The sequence below is a fragment of the Streptomyces atratus genome (assembly GCF_014648655.1).
Taxonomy (GTDB): domain Bacteria; phylum Actinomycetota; class Actinomycetes; order Streptomycetales; family Streptomycetaceae; genus Streptomyces; species Streptomyces atratus.
Genome location: NZ_BMRN01000005.1, coordinates 56,133 through 74,184, shown reverse-complemented (window position 1 = coordinate 74,184; position 18,052 = coordinate 56,133). Strand labels below are relative to the sequence as shown.

Sequence of the window (18,052 nt, the reverse complement as noted above, 5' to 3'; positions counted from 1 at the left end):
CGCACGGCACCGACACACCCGAGGCGGGACAGACTGAATGAACTGGGACGAGACCGGACCCGATACCGACGAGCGGCTCGTCGACGCCGACGCGGACGGCGAGGACACCGCGGTCGAAGCGGCGCTGCGGCCGAAGGACCTCGACGAATTCGTCGGCCAGGAAAAGGTGCGCGAACAGCTCGACCTGGTACTCAAGGCGGCCAGGGCCCGCGGCGCCACCGCCGACCATGTCCTGCTCTCCGGTGCCCCCGGTCTCGGCAAGACCACCCTCTCCATGATCATCGCAGCCGAAATGGGCGCCCCGATCCGGATCACCTCGGGCCCCGCCATCCAGCATGCGGGTGATCTCGCCGCGATTCTCTCTTCACTCCAGGAGGGCGAAGTTCTCTTCCTGGACGAGATCCACCGCATGTCGCGGCCCGCCGAGGAGATGCTCTACATGGCGATGGAGGACTTCCGCGTCGATGTCATCGTCGGCAAGGGCCCCGGAGCCACCGCCATCCCGCTGGAACTGCCGCCCTTCACCCTGGTCGGCGCCACCACCAGGGCCGGACTGCTGCCTCCCCCGCTGCGCGACCGTTTCGGCTTCACCGGCCATATGGAGTTCTACGCCCCCACCGAACTGGAACGCGTCATCCACCGCTCCGCCCGCCTCCTCGACGTGGCGATAGACGCGGAGGGCGCCTCCGAGATCGCCGGACGTTCCCGCGGCACCCCCCGTATCGCCAACCGGCTGCTGCGCCGTGTCCGGGACTACGCCCAGGTCAAGGCCGACGGACGGATCGACCGTGCCGTCGCCTCCGTCGCCCTCGGGGTGTACGAGGTCGACGCGCGCGGCCTCGACCGGCTGGACCGGGCGGTGCTCGGCGCCCTGCTGAAGCTCTTCGGCGGCGGCCCCGTCGGACTGTCCACCCTCGCCGTGGCCGTGGGCGAGGAGCGCGAGACGGTCGAGGAGGTCGCGGAGCCCTTCCTGGTACGGGAAGGACTGCTGGCCAGGACGCCGAGGGGGCGCGTCGCGACACCCGCTGCCTGGGCCCACCTCGGCCTCGTACCTCCCCAGCACGGCGGAAAGGGACAACAGGGTCTGTTCGGGGCGTGATGCATCACAGGTTCACCCGGACAGGAACCACCGAGCGACGCCGGGCGTTGTTCCATCGATGCGGACTCGCTTAGACTCCGCCGATGCCGCCCTTATCAGGTCGGTGTACCCACCCCCGTAGATCAGGCCGCCTTCCAGCGCGGTCGTGCGAAGGAAACTCGTCCCGTGAATCCCGTGACTCTCCTCCCCTTCATCGTGCTCATCGGGGCCATGTTCCTGATGACGCGGTCCGCCAAGAAGAAGCAGGCGGCCGCTGCCCAGATGCGCAATGAGATGCAGCCCGGCACCGGCATCCGGACGATCGGGGGCATGTACGCCACCGTCAAGGAGCTTCACGACGACACCGTTCTCCTTGAGATCGCGCCCGGCGTCCACGCCATCTACGCCAAGAACGCCATCGGCGCCGTCCTGGACGACGCGGAGTACAACCGCATCGTCCACGGGGACGACGATGACGCCCTCGACGGCGCGGTCGTGCCGGACGACGCCTCCTCGCTGACCGAGGCGGACGCCGACGAGGACACCTCGGACGACGCCAAGATCGACCTGGGCAAGAAGGCCGAGGCCGAGCCGACGGACGCCGAGTCCGACAAGAAGTCCGAGGGCAAGACCGACGGCGAGGCCGACGCGAAGTAACCCACGACCCGGGGATGCCGTGAGCCCACCGGCATCCGGCACTCCCCGGACCGTGCGATCTTCTGCGGGGGCGGGTCCCCACTACACTTCGTGGCCGCTCGGGCGCGTACCCGGCGCGGGGCGGTTGGACAGGGAGAAACGAGAAGGTGGCAGCACCGAAGAAGAGCCGAGGGCCGGCCGGCGGTCAGGGCAGGCCGGGGCGTTCCCTGGCTCTGATCCTGATCGCCATGGTCGCGCTCACCGGCGGGATGTTCCTGGCCGATCAGCCGACCCCACGACTGGGCATCGACCTGGCGGGCGGCACGTCCATCACGCTCGAGGCGAAGAGCGAGCCGGGCCAGGAATCGGCGATCAACAAGACCAACATGGACACGGCGGTCCAGATCATGGAACGCCGTGTCAATGGTCTTGGCGTCTCCGAGGCCGAGGTCCAGACCCAGGGCGATCGCAACATCATCGTCAACATCCCCAAGGGCACGAACTCCGCCCAGGCCCGCGAGCAGGTCGGCACCACCGCCAAGCTCTACTTCCGGCCGGTGCTGACCGTCGCCCAGGGAACGCCCACCCCGACGCCCAACGCCTCGTCGTCCGGCAAGCCCAGCCCGAGCGCCTCGACGTCGGACAAGGGGAAGGCGTCGGCGAAGCCGAGCGCCAGCGCCTCCACGCAGGGCCGTGCGGTCACCGACGGCCTCAAGACCGATTCATCGCCCACCCCCAAGGCGAGTACCACGCCGAAGGCCGACGCCACGCCGTCGGCATCCGCTGCGGACCAGGCTGCCGCCGCCAAGCTGCAGAAGCAGTTCGCGGAGCTCGACTGCTCCAGCAAGGCCTCCCGGTCCAAGGCCGCCCTGGGTGCCAAGCCGACCGACACGGTCGTCGCGTGCAGCTCCGAGGGCGACGCCAAGTACGTCCTCGGCCCGGCCCAGGTGTCCGGCACGGACGTGGACAGCGCCAAGGCGGCGATCGACCAGACGAACGGTCAGTGGATCGTTCAGATGGAGTTCACCAAGGGCGGCGCCAAGAAGTTCCAGAAGATCACGAGCCAGCTCGCCCAGCAGCAGTCGCCGCAGAACCAGTTCGCCATCGCGCTCGACGGTGAAGTCGTCTCGGCGCCCTACGTGCGCACGGCACTGAGCGCCAACGCCGAGATCTCCGGCAGCTTCACCCAGCAGTCCGCCGACGACCTGGCCAATGTGCTTTCCTACGGTGCGCTCCCGCTCTCGTTCAAGGAGCAGAGCGTCACCACCGTCACCGCCGCACTCGGTGGCGAGCAGCTCCAGGCGGGTCTGATCGCCGGCGCCATCGGTCTGGCCCTGGTGGTCATCTACCTGGTGGCCTACTACCGCGGGCTGGCGCTCATCGCGCTCCTGAGCCTCGCGGCCTCCGGCATCCTGACCTACACGATCATGTCGCTTCTCGGCCCGGCCATCGGCTTCGCGCTGAACCTCCCGGCGGTCTGCGGAGCCATCGTGGCCATCGGTATCACCGCTGACTCCTTCATCGTGTACTTCGAAAGAATCCGCGACGAGATCCGCGAGGGCCGTACGCTCCGCCCGGCCGTCGAGCGCGCCTGGCCGCGCGCCCGGCGCACCATCCTGGTCTCCGACTTCGTGTCGTTCCTCGCCGCGGCGGTGCTCTTCGTGGTCACCGTCGGCAAGGTCCAGGGATTCGCCTTCACGCTGGGTCTCACCACCCTGCTCGACGTGGTCGTGGTGTTCCTCTTCACCAAGCCCGTCATGACGCTGATGGCCCGTACGAAGTTCTTCTCCAGCGGTCACCCGTGGTCCGGTCTGGACCCGAAGCGGCTCGGCGCCAAGCCGCCGCTGCGCCGCTCGCGCCGTGTCAACGCCCCCACCGACCACCCGAAGGAGGCGTGAGATGTCGCGACTCGGCAGTCTCGGCGCCCGTCTCTACCGCGGCGAGGTCGGCTACGACTTCATCGGCAAGCGCAAGATCTGGTACGGGATCTCGATCCTGATCACCATCACTGCCATTGTCGGCCTGGCCGTCAGCGGCCTGAACATGGGCATCGAGTTCAAGGGCGGCGCGGTCTTCACCACCCCGAAGACAAGCGTCAGCGTCTCCCACGCGGAGGACTTGGCGACGGAGGCATCCGGTCACCAGGCGATCGTCCAGAAGCTCGGCAGCGGTGGTCTGCGTATTCAGATCAGCGAGGTCGACACCGCGAAGTCCGACCAGATCAAGGACCAGCTCTCCAAGGACCTCAACGTTCCGACGGAGAAGATCGCCGCCGACCTGGTCGGGCCCAGCTGGGGTGAGCAGATCGCCAACAAGGCCTGGACCGGCCTCGGTATCTTCATGGTCCTGGTCGTGATCTACCTGGCCATCGCCTTCGAGTGGCGCATGGCCATCGCGGCCCTGGTCGCGCTGATCCACGACATCACCATCACGGTCGGCATCTACGCCCTGGTCGGCTTCGAAGTCACCCCGGGCACCGTGATCGGTCTGCTGACCATCCTCGGCTACTCCCTCTACGACACGGTCGTCGTTTTCGACAGCCTCAGGGAGAGCACGGGCGACATCACCAAGCAGACCCGCTGGACGTACAGCGAGATCGCCAACCGCTCGATCAACGGCACGCTGGTCCGTTCCATCAACACCACCGTCGTGGCCCTGCTCCCCGTCGCCGGTCTGCTCTTCATCGGCGGTGGCGTCCTCGGCGCCGGCATGCTGAACGACATCTCGCTGTCGCTGTTCGTCGGCCTCGCGGCCGGTGCGTACTCCTCGATCTTCATTGCCACCCCGCTCGTCGCCGACCTCAAGGAACGCGACCCGCAGATGAAGGCTCTGAAGAAGCGGGTCCTCGCCAAGCGCGCGGCAGCCGCCGCCAAGGGCGAGTCAGCCGAGGACGAGCCGTCGGACGACGACTTCCCGGAGGACGCCGCACCTGCCGCCGCGGTCGTCGGCCAGCGCCAACAGCCCCCCAGGGGCCACGGCCGGACGTCGGGGAAGCGCCGATGACCAGCACCACCGAGAGCACGAAGGAACTCCTGCTCAGCCGGATCCGCGACGTGCCGGACTATCCGAAGCCGGGCGTGATGTTCAAGGACATCACCCCGCTGCTCGCGGACCCGCTCGCGTTCGCAGCCCTCACCGAAACTCTCGCGGAGCTGTGCGTACGGCACGGCGCCACGAAAGTCGTCGGCCTCGAGGCCCGCGGCTTCATCCTGGCCGCCCCGGTCGCGGTCCGGGCCGGGCTCGGCTTCGTGCCCGTCCGCAAGGTGGGGAAGCTGCCCGGAGCCACCCTGAGCCAGGCGTACGAGCTGGAGTACGGCACCGCGGAGATCGAGATCCACGCGGAGGACCTGTCCGCCGGCGACCGGATCATGGTCATCGACGACATCCTCGCGACCGGTGGCACCGCCGAGGCGTCGCTGGAGCTGATCCGGCGGGCCGGTGCCGAGATCGCGGGCGTCGCGGTCCTCATGGAGCTCGGCTTCCTGGACGGACGTGCCCGGCTGGAACAAGGTCTGGCGGGTGCTCCGCTGGAGGCACTCATCCACGTGTGAGTACCGCATGCACGAATCGGGTGTCCAGGATTCCCCTGGGCACCCGATTCGCGTTTGCACATCACCATGGAGATCAAGAATGGCTCAAAGTTAGGTGCCAGATTATGTGACTACCTGATTGGATCTTCCTGATGCTGTTGATCGGCATCTCAACGGGAGGAACCACATGAGGATTTCGCGCAAAATCGCCACGGGGGCGATTTCCCTTCTTTCCTTTGCAGCAATCGCTGCGGGCGCCGCTCCTGCGAGTGCGAGCCAGACAGTTGCGCCCGCGCCGACCACCCAGGGCGCGAAGAACGCCTGCACGCCGGGTTGGAAGAATGCAGGGTCAATCCCGGGGAAGTGGAGCACGATCAACGATGGCTGTGCCCACTTCGGTTCCAAGGGAATGAAGATGGGCTACGCCTGGAAGGTCTACAAGGGCAGCAGCATCTGTGTGCAGGTCAAGGGCTTCAATGCCAAGGGGAAGAAGACCTGGTACAACGCCGGCTGCGGGAAGAGCGGCCAGATAAAGGTGCCGTGGGGCAACGTTGCCGCGACCAAGGAGATGAAGGTCAAGGGGGCAGCCCTCTTGCGGTGGTACTGACGGGGCAGGGTGGGAGGGGGCGGGGCTTCTCCGCCCTCACCATCTGAGCTAGGCCCTGATGCGAGCCATCTGAGCTACGCCCTGATGCGAGCACTGGCTCGGCACTGCATGGTTGGGACGGGCTGATCTCCGGCCCAACGGCACACGAGGGCCATTGTCACGCAGGCGCAGGACGGGCACCCGGGAACAACCGGGTGCCCGTTTCGTGTTGTGAGGGGGTCCCACGGTCCCCGGGGGAGGTCGGGCCGCAGTCTCGATACGATGGCCTTTCCGGGAGTCCGGATCCGCACGAGGAGCGCTCTTGCCAGACGAGGCCCAGCCAGTCGCCGCCCCGCAGCCCGACAGGCCCGCGGCGGTCCCAGCCACGCCCGGGAAGAAGCAGCCCGCGGCGAAGGACAAGCCGAAGCCCCCGGCTCCCGAATCGGCGAGCAGCGCCTCGCAGACTCCCCCCGACGTGAACGGGGCCGCGCCGGTGTCCCCGGCCCAGCCGGCCCCCGTCTTTCCGCCTCCGGTCGCCCCGAAGCCCCCGGCCAAGCCCGCCGCCAAGCCCGTGGCCCCGGTCGGCCCGGCCCGCTCCAGCGGCTCCTCCAACCGGGTACGAGCCAGGCTCGCCCGGCTCGGCGTGCAGCGCTCCAGCCCGTACAACCCGGTCCTCGAACCGCTCCTGCGGGCGGTCCGCAGCAACGACCCCAAGATCGAGACGTCCACGCTGCGCCAGATCGAGCGCGCCTACCAGGTCGCCGAGCGCTGGCACCGCGGTCAGAAGCGCAAGAGCGGCGACCCGTACATCACGCACCCGCTCGCCGTCACGACGATCCTCGCCGAGCTGGGCATGGACCCGGCGACGCTGATGGCCGGACTGCTGCACGACACGGTCGAGGACACCGAGTACGGCCTGGACACCCTGCGCCGCGATTTCGGCGACCAGGTCGCCCTGCTCGTCGACGGCGTCACCAAGCTGGACAAGGTCAAGTTCGGCGAGGCCGCCCAGGCCGAGACCGTACGCAAGATGGTCGTCGCCATGGCCAAGGACCCCCGGGTCCTCGTCATCAAGCTCGCCGACCGGCTGCACAACATGCGCACCATGCGCTACCTCAAGCGGGAGAAGCAGGAGAAGAAGGCCCGCGAGACGCTTGAGATCTACGCCCCGCTGGCGCACCGCCTGGGCATGAACACCATCAAGTGGGAGCTGGAGGACCTCGCCTTCGCGATCCTCTATCCCAAGATGTACGACGAGATCGTCCGTCTCGTCGCCGAGCGGGCCCCCAAGCGCGACGAATACCTCGCCATAGTGACCGACGAGGTCCAGGCCGACCTGCGCGCCGCCCGGATCAAGGCCACCGTCACCGGACGGCCGAAGCACTACTACAGCGTCTACCAGAAGATGATCGTGCGGGGCCGGGACTTCGCCGAGATCTACGACTTGGTGGGCATCCGCGTCCTCGTCGACACCGTCCGCGACTGCTACGCGGCGCTCGGCACCGTCCACGCGCGATGGAATCCGGTCCCCGGCCGGTTCAAGGACTACATCGCTATGCCCAAGTTCAACATGTACCAGTCGCTGCACACCACGGTGATCGGTCCCAGCGGCAAGCCCGTCGAACTCCAGATCCGCACCTTCGACATGCATCGCCGCGCCGAGTACGGCATCGCCGCGCACTGGAAGTACAAGCAGGAGGCCGTCGCGGGCGCCTCCAAGGTGCGTACAGACGTGCCCAAGAACACCGGCCGCGGCCAGGACACCGTCAACGACATGGCGTGGCTGCGCCAGCTCCTGGACTGGCAGAAGGAGACCGAGGACCCCAGCGAATTCCTGGAGTCGCTGCGCTTCGACCTCTCCCGCAACGAAGTATTCGTCTTCACGCCCAAGGGCGACGTCATAGCGCTTCCCGCGGGTGCGACGCCGGTGGACTTCGCGTACGCCGTGCACACGGAGGTCGGCCACCGGACCATAGGAGCACGGGTCAACGGGCGGCTCGTACCGCTCGAATCGACCCTCGACAACGGCGATCTGGTGGAGGTCTTCACCTCCAAGGCGGCCGGAGCCGGACCCTCCCGGGACTGGCTGGGCTTCGTCAAGTCGCCCCGCGCCCGCAACAAGATCCGCGGCTGGTTCTCCAAGGAGCGCCGCGACGAGGCGATCGAGCAGGGCAAGGACGCCATCGCGCGCGCCATGCGCAAGCAGAACCTGCCGATCCAGCGGATTCTGACCGGCGACTCCCTGGTCACGCTCGCCCATGAGATGCGCTACCCCGACATCTCGTCGCTGTATGCGGCGATCGGCGAGGGCCATGTCGCGGCCGCGGGCGTCGTGCAGAAGCTGGTGCAGGCGCTCGGCGGCGAGGACGCCGCCAACGAGGACCTCGCGGAGAGCGCGCCGCCCTCGCGCGGCCGCCACAAGCGCCGCTCCAACGCCGATCCCGGTGTCGTCGTCAAGGGCGTCGAGGACGTCTGGGTCAAACTGGCCCGCTGCTGCACGCCGGTCCCCGGCGACCCGATCATCGGCTTCGTCACCCGCGGCAGCGGCGTCTCCGTGCACCGCGCCGACTGCGTCAACGTCGACTCGTTGTCGCAGCAGCCGGAGCGGATCCTGGACGTCGAGTGGGCGCCCACCCAGTCCTCGGTCTTCCTGGTCGCCATCCAGGTCGAGGCCCTGGACCGGTCGCGGCTGCTCTCGGACGTCACCCGCGTCCTGTCCGACCAGCACGTCAACATCCTGTCGGCGGCCGTCCAGACCTCCCGGGACCGGGTCGCCACCTCGCGCTTCACCTTCGAGATGGGCGACCCGAAGCACCTCGGACACGTGCTGAAGGCGGTACGGGGCGTGGAGGGCGTCTACGACGTCTACCGCGTCACTTCGGCCCGCAGGCCCTGACCGACGACCCCGCGCATACGAGAGGCCCCCTGTACCCGTCCGGAGGGACGTGCACAGGGGGCCTTGTCACAAGCCGGTCAGCAGCAGACGCGCTTCAGCCGCCGAACTCCTCCAGGCCCTTCAGCGCCTGGTCCAGCAGGGCCTGCCGCCCTTCGAGCTCCTTGGCCAGCTTGTCGGCCCGGGCGTTGTTGCCCGAGGCGCGGGCCGTGTCGATCTGCGTACGCAGCTTGTCCACGGCCGCCTGCAGCTGACCGGTCAGACCCGCGGCGCGCGCACGCGCCTCCGGGTTCGTCCGGCGCCACTCCGACTCCTCCGCCTCCTGGAGCGCCCGCTCCACCGCGTGCATCCGCCCCTCGACCTTCGGGCGGGCGTCACGCGGCACATGGCCGATGGCCTCCCAGCGCTCGTTGATGGCCCGGAACGCGGCCCTGGCCGCCTTCAGGTCCTGCACCGGCACCAGCTTCTCGGCCTCGACCGCGAGCTCCTCCTTGAGCTTGAGGTTCTCGCCCTGCTCCGCGTCCCGCTCGGCGAAGATCTCGCCGCGGGCGGCGAAGAAGACGTCCTGAGCGCCGCGGAAGCGGTTCCACAGATCGTCCTCGGCCTCGCGCTGGGCGCGGCCCGCCGCCTTCCACTCCGTCATCAGGTCGCGATAGCGGGCGGCCGTCGCTCCCCAGTCCGTGGAGCCGGCGAGCGACTCGGCCTCCACGACCAGCTTCTCCTTGGCCTTGCGGGCCTCCTCGCGCTGGGCGTCCAGCGAGGCGAAGTGGGCCTTGCGGCGCTTGGAGAACGCCGAGCGGGCGTGCGAGAAGCGGTGCCACAGCTCGTCGTCGGACTTGCGGTCGAGCCGCGGCAGGCCCTTCCACGTGTCGACGAGCGCACGGAGGCGCTCGCCCGCGGAGCGCCACTGCTCGCTCTGCGCCAGCTCCTCGGCCTCGGCGACCAGCGCCTCCTTGGCGTGCTTCGCCTCGTCGGTCTGCTTCGCCTTCTGGGCCTTGCGCTCCTCGCGCCGCGAGTCGACCGTCGCGACCAGCGCGTCGAGTCGCTTGCGCAGCGCGTCGAGGTCACCGACGGCGTGATGCTCGTCCACCTGCAGACGCAGATGCTCGATGGCGGTCGTGGCGTCCTTGGCCGACAGGTCGGTGGTCTTCACCCGCCGTTCGAGGAGGCCGATCTCGACCACAATGCCCTCGTACTTGCGCTCGAAGTAGGCCAGAGCCTCCTCGGGGGAACCCGCCTGCCACGATCCGACGACCTGCTCGCCATCGGCTGTACGCACGTACACGGTGCCCGTCTCATCGACGCGGCCCCACGGGTCGCTGCTCACAGCGCCTCCTCCACCTGATGCCTGCAAGAGGGTTCGCCCCCCTGGCATCGTCCACAGTTTCCTGGGGCGGGCAGCGCCCGCCCTGCACAACGCCAATCTAGGCGACCGGCCGCCCGGCTGTCCGCACTCAGCGCGGCCGAAAATAATCCGGCCCGCCCTTCGTCGTCACCGCCGGCCGACCCGGTCCGGCCGCGTCACGACTTGTCGACAGCGGCCTTCGAGATGTTCACGGCCTTCTTCGGCGCACCGTCGGCCGCACCGCCGGCCACACCAGCCGCACCGATGTCCTTGACCGCCTTCAGCGACGCATCGTCCATCGTGCCGAACGGTGTGTAGGTGGGCGGCAGTTTGCTGTCCTTGTACACCAGGAAGAACTGGCTGCCACCGGTGTGCGCCTGGCCGGTGTTCGCCATCGCCACCGTGCCCGCCGGATAGGTCACCGTGCCGTCCTTGCCCGCCTTGCCCAGCGCGGTCAGGTTCTCGTCCGGGATCGTGTAGCCGGGGCCGCCCGTGCCGTCGCCCTTGGGGTCACCGCACTGCAGGACGAAAATGCCCTGCGTGGTCAGCCTGTGACACTTCGTACCGTCGAAGAAGCCCTTGTCGGCCAGTGACTTGAAGGAGTTCGTGGTGTGCGGTGTCTTCGCCGCGTCCATCGTGAACCCGATGTCGCCCTGGCTCGTCTTGAGCGACATCGTGTACTTCGCCTTTTTGTCGATCTTCAGCGCGGGCTCGGGCGCGCTGCTCTCGCTCGCCGACGGCGAGGCCGACGGGCTCGCGCTCGCGGCCGCGTCGCTCTTGTCCTTCTTGCCGTCGCCGTCGAGGGCGAGATACGAGCCCACCCCGACGATCGCCGCCACGGCCACCACGGACGCGATGACGACCGTCAGACGCCTCGTCCTGCGGCGGGCCTCCTCCCGGCGCTGCTGCTGCCGCTCGAACTTCTCCCTGGCGAGCTGCCGCCGCCGCTGATCGCTGCTGACCACCGGGTGATCTCCTTGTAGGTCGTGTGATGAGGCCTGGGCTGCCCGTACCGTATATGGGTTAGCTGTGGAATGAGGAGCGCCGGTAGGCTCTGAACTGCCGCGACCTTCTCAGTCGCAATCCATCGTCGGACGACCATTAAGGACGATCGTGCTCATTGCCGGGTTCCCCGCCGGGGCCTGGGGGACCAACTGTTACCTGGTCGCCCCGGCCGCAGGCGAGGAGTGCGTGATCATCGACCCGGGCCATCAGGCCGCATCCGGAGTCGAGGAAACGCTGAAGAAGCATCGGCTGAAGCCCGTCGCCGTCGTACTGACCCACGGCCACATCGACCACGTCGCCTCGGTCGTCCCGGTGTGCGGTGCGCACGACGTCCCCGCCTGGATCCACCCGCAGGACCGGTACATGATGAGCGACCCGGAGAAGGCCCTCGGCCGTTCCATCGGGATGCCGCTCATGGGCGAGCTGACGGTGGGGGAGCCGGACGACGTCAAGGAACTGAGTGACGGCGCCCAGCTGAAGCTGGCCGGTCTGGAGTTCGGTGTCGCGCATGCGCCCGGCCATACCAAGGGGTCGGTGACGTTCAGGATGCCCGAGGCCGCGGATGTTCCGCAGATCCTCTTCTCGGGCGACCTGCTCTTCGCCGGCTCCGTCGGACGCACCGACCTGCCCGGTGGCGACCACGCCGAGCTGCTCGAGTCGCTGGCCCGTGTGTGCCTGCCGCTCGACGACTCGACCGTGGTGCTGTCCGGCCACGGCCCCCAGACGACCATCGGCCGCGAGCGCGCCTCGAATCCGTATCTGCACGGTATGGACGCGCCCCGACGAGGAATGTGACGAGAGAAAATCCGTGAGCACCTTCAAGGCCCCCAAGGGCACGTACGACCTGACCCCGCCCGACTCCGCGAAGTACCTCGCGGTGCGCGAGGCGATCGCCGCACCCCTGAAGAACTCCGGCTACGGCTACATCGAGACGCCCGGCTTCGAGGACGTCGCCCTCTTCTCGCGCGGTGTCGGTGAGTCCACCGACATCGTCACCAAGGAGATGTACACCCTCACCACCAAGGGCGGCTCCCAGCTGGCGCTGCGCCCCGAGGGCACCGCGTCCGTGCTGCGAGCCGCGCTGGAGGCCAACCTCCACAAGCTCGGCAACCTGCCCGTGAAGCTCTGGTACTCCGGCTCGTACTACCGCTACGAGCGCCCGCAGAAGGGCCGCTACCGGCACTTCTCGCAGGTCGGTGCCGAGGCGATCGGTGCCGAGGACCCGGCGCTGGACGCCGAGCTGATCATCCTGGCCGACCAGGCGTATCGCACGCTGGGTCTGCAGAACTTCCGCATCCTGCTCAACTCGCTTGGCGACAAGGAGTGCCGCCCCGTCTACCGGGACGCGCTCCAGGAGTTCCTGCGCGACCTCGACCTCGACGACGACACCCGCCGCCGCATCGAGCTCAACCCGCTGCGGGTCCTCGACGACAAGCGCCCCGAGGTGCAGAAGCAGCTGGTCGGCGCTCCGGTGCTGCGCGACTATCTGTGCGACGCGTGCAAGGCGTACCACGAGGAGGTCCGCGAACTGCTGACCGCCGCCGGCGTCGTGTACGAGGACGACGAAAAACTCGTCCGCGGCCTCGACTACTACACCCGCACCACCTTCGAGTTCGTCCACGACGGACTCGGCTCGCAGTCCGCTGTGGGCGGCGGCGGTCGCTACGACGGCCTCTCCGAGATGATCGGCGGCCCGGCGCTCCCGTCGGTCGGCTGGGCGCTCGGCGTGGACCGTACGGTGCTCGCGCTGGAGGCGGAGGGCATCGAGCTCGAACTGCCCGCGGCCACCAGCGTCTTCGCGGTACCGCTCGGCGAAGAGGCCCGGCGGGTGCTCTTCGGGATCGTCACGCAGCTGCGCCGCGAGGGTGTGGCGGCGGACTTCGCGTACGGGAACCGCGGCCTCAAGGGTGCGATGAAGAGCGCGAACCGGTCGGGGGCGCGGTTCACGATCGTCGCGGGTGAGCGGGACCTGGCCGAGGGCGTCGTCCAGCTCAAGGACATGGAGTCCGGCGAGCAGACGGCGGTACCCCTGCCGGACGTGGCCGAGGCGATCCGCGGGCGCCTGGCCTAGAGTCTCCCGGTCGCCGGACGGACGGGAACACCGGCCCGTCCGGCGACCGGGAGCGCAGGGCTCACCGGCCCACCCCGGTCAGCCGTCGCGCCGGTCCTGCCGGCGGAAGGTCAGCAGGCGCAGCACCGGACCGCCGACGCACCGGGCTCCCAGCACCAGCGCGACCTTCCCGTACTCCCGGCTCCCCGCCCAGCGCTGGCGGAAGAACCGTTTCAGCTCCAGCGCGCCACACCGCAGACCGATTCCCCACATGCCGGGCAGCGCCGCCGGCCCGTCCTTGTGCGTCGACCGGGATGTGACCGCGGTCATCGGGCCGGCTTCTGTCCAGTGAGCCGCAGATGGACGTCCTCCAGCGTGGGGCGGGTGACCCGCAGACCGGGGATCTCGCCGTCGAAGCGGCCGATCAGACCGGCGACCGTACGGGTCGGGGTCGGCGTACGCTCCGAGCGCGGGGTTCCGTCGGCTCCGTCCACTCGACGGTGGCTTGGGTGCCGGACTGCTCGCGCAGAGCGGCGGGTTCGCCCTCGGCGATCACCTTTTCAGCTTTTCCGCGGAGACGACGGTGAGCCGGTCGGCCAGCGCCTGGGCCTCCTCCAGAGAGCGCGTGGTGAGCACGATCGTCGTACCCTCCTGGGCGAGGAGCCGTATCAACTCCCAGAACCGTCGGCGGGCCCCGGGGCGAAACCCGTGGTCGGCTCGTCGACCAGCAGGAGTTCGGGGGAGCCGATCACGCCGAGCGCCACATCGAGACGGCGCCGCCGGCCGCCGGAGAGCTCCTTGATGAGGGGGCCGGCCTTCTGCTCCAGGTCCGCCAGCGCGATGACGTGCTCGCAGTCGCGCGGCCCCGGGTAGTGGCGGGCGAAGTGCGTCACCGTCCCGCACACCGTCAACTCGGCAGGCGCGGATTCATCCTGCCAGACGGTTCCGACCCGGGAACGCCGACGGCGGTCGGCAGAAGCCGGGACCACGCCGAGCACCGACACGGTCCCTCCGTCGCGGCTGCGATGGCCTTGCAGGATTTCGACGGTCGTGCTCTTCCCGGCCCCGTTCGGTCCGAGGATTGCGAACACCTCGCCCTGCCGGATGCCCAGGTCCAGGCAGTCGACCGCGGTCACTTCGCCGTAGCGCTTGCGCAGGCCGCGCACCTCCACCACAAGTCCAGCCACGGTCCGGAGCGTCTCGCGGACCCGAGGGTTCCGTACAGGGCGTGCGCAGACCTTTGCGTACACCTTTATGTCCATCGAACAGAAGACCAGTGGTGCGGTGCGGCACAATGACCGTGCCCAGCAGGCCACTCACTGACGGAACGGCGATATGACGACTGCAGCGGTTGACCATCCCTCCTCCGACCAGGACGAGGACGGCGGGAAGAGGACCATTGGCGGCAGTCGGGCATTCGCACTGCTGCTGGTGATCACGGGCGCCGCCGGACTCCTTGCCGCCTGGGCCATCACCATCGACAAGTTCAAGTTGCTGGAGGACCCCAACTTCACACCGGGCTGCAGTCTCAACCCGGTCGTCGCATGCGGCAACATCATGAAGAGCGAGCAGGCGGCCGCCTTCGGCTTCCCGAACCCGATGCTCGGTCTGGTCACCTACTCCGTGATCATCGGCATCGGCCTGGCGCTCCTCGCCGGCGCCCGCTTCCGCAGCTGGTACTGGCTCGGGATGAACGCCGGCACGCTGTTCGGCGTCGGCTTCTGCACCTGGCTCCAGTACCAGTCGCTCTACAACATCAACTCCCTCTGCCTGTGGTGCTGCCTGGCCTGGGTCGCCACGATCTTCATGTTCTGCTATGTCACCACGCACAACATCAAGCACCGGATCCTTCCCGCGCCGAACTGGCTGCGCAACGGACTGACGGAGTTCCACTGGGTGCCGCCGGTCCTGTGGATCGGCATCATCGGCATGCTGATCCTGACCCGCTGGTGGGACTTCTGGACCAGCTGACCGGCCTGTCGCTCCTGCCGGGCGACCGGCCCGGCAGGGATGTCAGTGCCGTGACATAGGCTTCAAAACGTGGAGCCCGACCTCTTTACCGCAGCCGCCGAAGACCGCCAGGAGAAGGACCCGTCCAGCAGCCCACTGGCTGTCCGGATGCGTCCCCGCACCCTCGACGAGGTCGTCGGCCAGCAGCACCTGCTCAAGCCGGGCTCGCCGCTGCGCCGCCTCGTCGGCGAGGGGAACGGCGGCCCCGCAGGCCCGTCGTCGGTGATCCTCTGGGGCCCGCCCGGCATCGGGAAGACGACTCTGGCGTACGTGGTCAGCAAGGCAACCAACAAGCGCTTCGTCGAGCTCTCCGCGATCACCGCGGGCGTCAAGGAAGTGCGGGCCGTCATCGAGGGCGCCCGCCGCGCCACCGGCGGCTACGGCAAGGAGACCGTCCTCTTCCTCGACGAGATCCACCGCTTCTCCAAGGCGCAGCAGGACTCGCTGCTCCCGGCGGTGGAGAACCGCTGGGTGACGCTGATCGCGGCGACCACCGAGAATCCGTACTTCTCGATCATCTCGCCGCTGCTGTCGCGCTCGCTGCTGCTCACCCTGGAATCGCTCACCGACGACGATCTGCGCGGCCTGCTGCAGCGTGCCCTGACCGACGAGCGCGGACTCGGCGGCGCGGTGGCGCTGCCGAGTGATGCCGAGGCGCATCTGCTGCGCATCGCGGGCGGCGACGCCCGCCGGGCGCTCACGGCGCTGGAGGCTGCGGCCGGTGCGGCGCTGGCCAAACAGGAGAAGGAGATCACCCTCCTGACCCTGGAGGAGACCGTCGACCGTGCCGCCGTCAAGTACGACCGGGACGGCGACCAGCACTACGACGTGGCGAGTGCGCTCATCAAGTCGATCCGCGGCTCCGATGTGGATGCCGCGCTGCACTATCTGGCCCGGATGATCGAGGCGGGGGAGGACCCCCGGTTCATCGCCCGGCGGCTGATGATCTCGGCCAGTGAGGACATCGGTCTCGCCGACCCCACGGCACTGCCCACCGCTGTCGCGGCCGCCCAGGCGGTCGCCATGATCGGCTTCCCCGAGGCGGCGCTCACCCTGAGCCATGCCACGATCGCCCTGGCCCTCGCCCCCAAGTCCAATGCGGCGACGCTGGCGATCTTCGCTGCCCAGGAGGACGTACGGAAGGGGCTCGCGGGCCCGGTCCCGGCCCATCTGCGCGACGGCCACTACAAGGGCGCCGCCAAGCTGGGCCATGCCCAGGGCTATGTGTATCCGCACGATGTCCCCGGCGGTATCGCCACTCAGCAGTACGCCCCGGACGCCGTACGCGACAAGCACTACTACCAGCCCACGCGCTACGGCGCGGAAGCGCGCTACGCGGATGTGGTGGAGCGGGTCCGCGAGCGGCTCTCCGGCCCGTCCGCGGACTGAGGAGGACGCGCAGGGGCCGTTTTCCCGTTCAGTGCGCCGCCGCCTCGAAGAGTGTGTGCATGGCGTGGCGCAGCTCGCCGATGTCCCGCACCGGCTCGGGGAATTCGAAGCGTGCGTCGAAGCACCCCCCGTCCTCGCGGAAGCGCACACGCAGCCCGTACCGGTCCAGCGCGAGCGGTACGACGGAGGGCCGGTGGGCCGCGCAGCGACGGGCCGCACGCTTGCCGAGCAGCCCGCACAGTGTGTCCAGCTGTTCGCCGTGCGCCGCGTGCAGATGCTGCAGCAGCTCCGCCTCGTGTCCGACGAGCGGATCGGGGGCCGCGTCGCGGAATTCGTCGGGTTCGACCTCCTCGGCGCCACACAGATCGTCGACGTACGCCTCGCCCGTCTCCAGCCGGAGCGTCATCCGGCCGGGCCCCGACATGCCGGGTACGGTGGTGAGCCGGCCCGAGACCCAGGCGCGTCCGCGGATGCGGTGCGGTACGGAGACCGGGGCGACGTCCGTGATCTCCAGCACAGCGGTCAGCTCGCCGTCCTCGGCGTGCGTCGCGGCCCGCACGGCCTGGGAATCAGCGGGGAGTTCGAGGAACAGATCCCCGTCGGGGCCCACGTTCCTGGTCAGTGGCATCAGCTGATCGGAGCCGGGTGCGTTCAGCCCGGGGACGAGCAGTGCTGCCGAACAGGTACTCTGTACGAGAGTTCGTGTGCGCTCGGCTGCTGACGGCATCCGAGTGTTTTCAAGCCCGCCGGGACGCGGCTGACCACGATCTGATCGGTCCTCCGTCGTATCGGCACCCTGAGAGGTGTCGACGCTGTCAGTGCTGTCCGTGACGTGTGTGGTGTTCCCCGGGCGAGACATGCGATCTCCTCAAGTAAGGTGAGCCTAACCTAACCTACAACGGAGGTCTGGAGAACGTGCCTAACCAGTCGCGTCCCAAGGTCAAGAAGAGCCGCGCGCTCGGCATTGCGCTGACGCCGAAGGCTGTCAAGTACTTCGAGGCCCGCCCCTACCCGCCGGGCGAGCACGGCCGTGGCCGCAAGCAGAACTCGGACTACAAGGTCCGTCTGCTGGAGAAGCAGCGTCTGCGCGCCCAGTACGACATCAGCGAGCGCCAGATGGCGCGTGCCTACGACCGCGCCAAGAAGGCCGAGGGCAAGACGGGCGAGGCGCTCGTCGTCGAGCTCGAGCGCCGTCTCGACGCGCTGGTCCTGCGTTCGGGCATCGCCAAGACCATCTACCAGGCCCGCCAGATGGTCGTGCACGGTCACATCGAGGTCGACGGCCGCAAGGTCGACAAGCCGTCCTTCCGTGTCCGTCCCGACAACATCGTGATGGTCCGCGAGCGCAGCCGCGACAAGCACCCCTTCCAGGTTGCCCGCGAAGGTGGTTACGCCCCCGACGGCGAGACCCCGCGCTACCTGCAGGTGAACCTGAAGGCCCTGGCCTTCCGCCTTGACCGGGACCCGAACCGCAAGGAAATCCCCGTGATCTGCGACGAGCAGCTCGTCGTCGAGTACTACGCCCGCTGA

General features: G+C 68.7%; 16 protein-coding genes and 1 pseudogene. 12 read left to right on the top strand and 5 right to left on the bottom strand.

The genetic code is table 11. The features are described 5' to 3' along the window. The first annotated feature begins 37 nt into the window (after positions 1–37). The 7 genes from ruvB (at position 38) to IEZ15_RS10295 (ending at position 8,726) form a co-directional block, all read left to right on the top strand. Positions 38–1,099, top strand: coding sequence for a Holliday junction branch migration DNA helicase RuvB (gene ruvB / locus IEZ15_RS10325; RefSeq protein ID WP_189276039.1), 1,062 nt, complete (start codon positions 38–40; stop codon positions 1,097–1,099). Between the two features lie 165 nt (positions 1,100–1,264). Continuing rightward, entirely contained in the window at positions 1,265–1,735 is a 471-nt protein-coding gene (yajC, locus tag IEZ15_RS10320; protein ID WP_114243521.1) for a preprotein translocase subunit YajC, read from the top strand. A gap of 146 nt (positions 1,736–1,881) precedes the next feature. Continuing rightward, on the top strand, positions 1,882–3,612 hold the full coding sequence (gene secD, locus IEZ15_RS10315; RefSeq protein WP_114243520.1) for a protein translocase subunit SecD: 1,731 nt from the start codon (positions 1,882–1,884) through the stop codon (positions 3,610–3,612). A 1-nt stretch (position 3,613) separates the two neighbouring features. Further along, positions 3,614–4,717 carry a protein translocase subunit SecF gene (secF, locus tag IEZ15_RS10310; protein WP_189276037.1) on the top strand — a complete coding sequence of 368 codons (1,104 nt, stop codon included), beginning with the start codon at positions 3,614–3,616 and terminating at the stop codon, positions 4,715–4,717. Continuing rightward, positions 4,714–5,265: an adenine phosphoribosyltransferase gene (locus IEZ15_RS10305; RefSeq protein ID WP_114243518.1), complete on the top strand. Its 552-nt coding sequence runs from the start codon at positions 4,714–4,716 to the stop codon at positions 5,263–5,265. Before secF ends, IEZ15_RS10305 begins: the two co-directional genes overlap by 4 nt. Positions 5,266–5,431: 166 nt before the next feature. Continuing rightward, positions 5,432–5,851, top strand: coding sequence for a hypothetical protein (locus IEZ15_RS10300; protein WP_189276034.1), 420 nt, complete (start codon positions 5,432–5,434; stop codon positions 5,849–5,851). A gap of 301 nt (positions 5,852–6,152) precedes the next feature. Continuing rightward, entirely contained in the window at positions 6,153–8,726 is a 2,574-nt protein-coding gene (locus IEZ15_RS10295; protein WP_189276032.1) for a RelA/SpoT family protein, read from the top strand. A gap of 94 nt (positions 8,727–8,820) precedes the next feature. On the opposite strand, the gene IEZ15_RS10290 is transcribed toward IEZ15_RS10295, so the two are convergent. Further along, entirely contained in the window at positions 8,821–10,050 is a 1,230-nt protein-coding gene (locus IEZ15_RS10290) for a DUF349 domain-containing protein (protein ID WP_114243516.1), read from the bottom strand. 194 nt (positions 10,051–10,244) lie between these two features. Continuing rightward, the gene (locus tag IEZ15_RS10285) at positions 10,245–11,033 is read right to left on the bottom strand and encodes a peptidylprolyl isomerase (RefSeq protein WP_189276030.1); all 789 of its coding nucleotides are present in this window, start codon (positions 11,031–11,033) and stop codon (positions 10,245–10,247) included. A gap of 148 nt (positions 11,034–11,181) precedes the next feature. Between IEZ15_RS10285 and IEZ15_RS10280 the strand changes: the two genes are divergently transcribed. Then, entirely contained in the window at positions 11,182–11,868 is a 687-nt protein-coding gene (locus tag IEZ15_RS10280; RefSeq protein WP_114243514.1) for an MBL fold metallo-hydrolase, read from the top strand. Between the two features lie 13 nt (positions 11,869–11,881). Then, the gene (gene hisS, locus IEZ15_RS10275) at positions 11,882–13,144 is read left to right on the top strand and encodes a histidine--tRNA ligase (protein WP_189276028.1); all 1,263 of its coding nucleotides are present in this window, start codon (positions 11,882–11,884) and stop codon (positions 13,142–13,144) included. A 78-nt stretch (positions 13,145–13,222) separates the two neighbouring features. On the opposite strand, the gene IEZ15_RS47005 is transcribed toward hisS, so the two are convergent. Together IEZ15_RS47005 and IEZ15_RS10265 are read right to left on the bottom strand one after the other, a co-directional pair. Further along, complete coding sequence (locus IEZ15_RS47005) at positions 13,223–13,453, bottom strand: hypothetical protein (RefSeq protein WP_373302543.1); 231 nt, start codon at positions 13,451–13,453, stop codon at positions 13,223–13,225. Next, positions 13,450–14,310 (bottom strand): annotated as a pseudogene (locus IEZ15_RS10265) (ABC transporter ATP-binding protein). Before IEZ15_RS10265 ends, IEZ15_RS47005 begins: the two are co-directional and overlap by 4 nt. A 148-nt stretch (positions 14,311–14,458) precedes the next feature. On the opposite strand from IEZ15_RS10265, the gene IEZ15_RS10260 reads away from it, so the two are divergent. Together IEZ15_RS10260 and IEZ15_RS10255 are read left to right on the top strand one after the other, a co-directional pair. Then, on the top strand, positions 14,459–15,094 hold the full coding sequence (locus tag IEZ15_RS10260) for a vitamin K epoxide reductase family protein (RefSeq protein WP_114243511.1): 636 nt from the start codon (positions 14,459–14,461) through the stop codon (positions 15,092–15,094). Between the two features lie 69 nt (positions 15,095–15,163). After that, the gene (locus tag IEZ15_RS10255) at positions 15,164–16,522 is read left to right on the top strand and encodes a replication-associated recombination protein A (protein ID WP_114243510.1); all 1,359 of its coding nucleotides are present in this window, start codon (positions 15,164–15,166) and stop codon (positions 16,520–16,522) included. 28 nt (positions 16,523–16,550) lie between these two features. Here the strand turns inward: IEZ15_RS10255 and IEZ15_RS10250 are convergent, their stop codons facing one another. After that, a complete protein-coding gene (locus IEZ15_RS10250) occupies positions 16,551–17,249 on the bottom strand; it encodes a DUF2470 domain-containing protein (protein ID WP_189276026.1) in 699 nt (232 codons plus the stop codon). A 188-nt stretch (positions 17,250–17,437) separates the two neighbouring features. On the opposite strand from IEZ15_RS10250, the gene rpsD reads away from it, so the two are divergent. After that, a complete protein-coding gene (gene rpsD, locus IEZ15_RS10245) occupies positions 17,438–18,052 on the top strand; it encodes a 30S ribosomal protein S4 (RefSeq protein WP_114243508.1) in 615 nt (204 codons plus the stop codon).